This window comes from Halorubrum sp. Eb13, from assembly GCF_002252895.1.
In the GTDB taxonomy this organism is placed as follows: Archaea; Halobacteriota; Halobacteria; order Halobacteriales; family Haloferacaceae; genus Halorubrum.
Window position 1 is genome coordinate 1 of record NZ_NHPE01000144.1, and the last position, 2,035, is coordinate 2,035.

The 2,035-nt window shown below is 70.3% G+C and carries 2 protein-coding genes; one reads left to right on the forward strand and one right to left on the reverse strand.

The genetic code is table 11. The features are described from left to right. Positions 1 to 1,298, reverse strand: a 1,298-nt coding sequence (locus tag DJ75_RS16835; RefSeq protein ID WP_094525620.1) for a glutamate--tRNA ligase, incomplete at its 3' end; no start/stop codon positions are given. A 418-nt stretch (positions 1,299 to 1,716) separates the two neighbouring features. Here DJ75_RS16835 and DJ75_RS16840 point away from each other — a divergent pair. Next, a complete protein-coding gene (locus DJ75_RS16840; protein WP_094525622.1) occupies positions 1,717 to 1,944 on the forward strand; it encodes a hypothetical protein in 228 nt (75 codons plus the stop codon). The last annotated feature ends 91 nt before the right edge of the window (positions 1,945 to 2,035 follow it).

The window sequence follows — 2,035 nt, forward strand, 5'->3', positions numbered from 1 at the left end:
ACCGCGGGGTCGTCGTCGCGGTCGCGCACGAGGAAGTAGCGGTTCGCCTCGTCGTCGATCAGGTCGCGGTTGTTCGCGTACACCGACGACATGGCCAGATCGACGTCGGAGGTGGACATCCCCAGCTCCGTCATCGAGTCGACGAGGGCCTGCCCCCGGATGCCGCGGCGGCGCATCGAGCGGATGGTCGGCGCGCGCGGGTCGTCCCAACCGGTCAGCTCGCCGTCCGCGATGAGCCCCTTGATCGTCGACGTGGAGAGTTTCACGTCGTACTCGTCCACCTGGACGTGGCCCCAGTGGAGCACCTCGGGGTACTCCCAGCCGAAGTAGTCGTAGACGAACCGCTGGCGCTTCGCGGAGTCCTGGAGGTCGATGCCGCGAATGATGTGGGTGACGCCCGTGAGGTGGTCGTCGACGCCGGACTGGAAATCGAGCATGGGCCAGCAGCGGTAGTCGGCCGCCGCCTCACGCGGGTGCGGCGTGTCGATCATCCGGAACGCGACCCAGTCGCGGAGCGCCGGGTTCTTGTGCTCGATGTCGGTGCGCACGCGGAGGACCATCTCGCCCGCGTCGTACTCGCCGGCGACCATGGCGTCGAACTCCTCGTGGACCGTCTCGGCGGCCTTCTCGCGGTGCGGACACGCCTCGGCGTCGTTCTTCAGCGCGGAGAAGGTCTCGCCGGAACACGAGCAGGTGTAGGCGCCGCCGGCGTCGATCAGCTCGCGGGCGTGGTCGTAGTACGTCTCCAGCCGATCGGACGCCTTCAGCACGCGGTCGGCTTCGAAGCCGAGGTACTCGATGTCCTCCAGGATGGCGTCGTACGCGTCTAAGTCGGGGCGCTTCGTCTCCGGGTCGGTGTCGTCGAACCGGCAGATGAACTCGCCGTCGTACCGCTCCTTGTACGTCCCGATCACCGCGGGCATCCGGGCGTGGCCGACGTGCCACGGGCCGTTCGGGTTCGGCGCGGCGCGCATCACGACCGCGCCGTCCTCGGCGTTCGGGAGCTCGGGGAGGACGTGATCGTCTCCCTCGTCTTCGGCCTCCAGCTCCGCGAGCTTGTCGGGCGCGAGCTCGCCGAGCCGCTCGCGGCGCTCGGCCTCGTCCATGTCGGCGACCCGGTTCACGACCCGGGCGACGACCCCGGGGATCTCGTCGCCGTGCGGTCTAAAGTCGGGGTTCTCGCCCATCAACGGGCCCATGATGGCGCCCACGTCCGGGTCGCTGCCGTGTTTGAGCGCGTTGAACAGCGCGGCGGCCTCGCCGGCCGCCTCGACGCGCTCGCGGAGTTCGTCGTCCATGCCCGTCGGTTGTCGGGGTCGGCTCAAAAGCGCCGCGGAACGGCGACCGGCCGGCGGTCGGTTCTCCGGCCGGCGTCGACGTCGCTACGGGGCGGAACAGCGCGCGAAAACCGAACCGGAGGGGCGACCGCGGCGGGGGCCGCGGAAGGGGGCTCCGCGGGTAGGGGTGTCTAAAATCTGCGCGCGGACGGACTTAAACGACCGAGACCGTTCACGGCGAGCGGACGGAAAGAGCGGCCCGAGACGGGCGTAAACGGTCGAGACGCTTATTAGGCGTGAGCCAATTACGTGTGCGATCTGTGCGGCCCGTCGCCGCGGTTCGCCGGCTTGATATCGCGTCGCGCCGTGGGTGACGCATGAACACGGGAGCGACTCGACGCCCCCTCCGGCCGGCGGAGGGATCGGCGTGGTAGGACCCATGTCGGACGCGGAGCGCGACGCGGGGAACCGGAAGATCAAGGTCGGATTCCTGGTGCTCGTCGCCGTCTCGCCGCCGCTCATCGCCCTCCAGTGGAACCCGACGCCGCTGGAACTGCTCGCCGCCCTCGGCGGCGGGGTCCTGTTGGGAGTGCTGCTCGTGTGGTACCTCGGCCGGCTCGCCGACCAGTTCACCGGCGGCTCGCGGCGGCCGGGACGGCGGCGGTAGAAACAGACAGCCCCCGGGACCGCGTCAGACCTCAGTCCCCGTCCGGTCGCGCGGACGGCTCGGCGCCGACGGCGACGACCTCGCCCGCGCG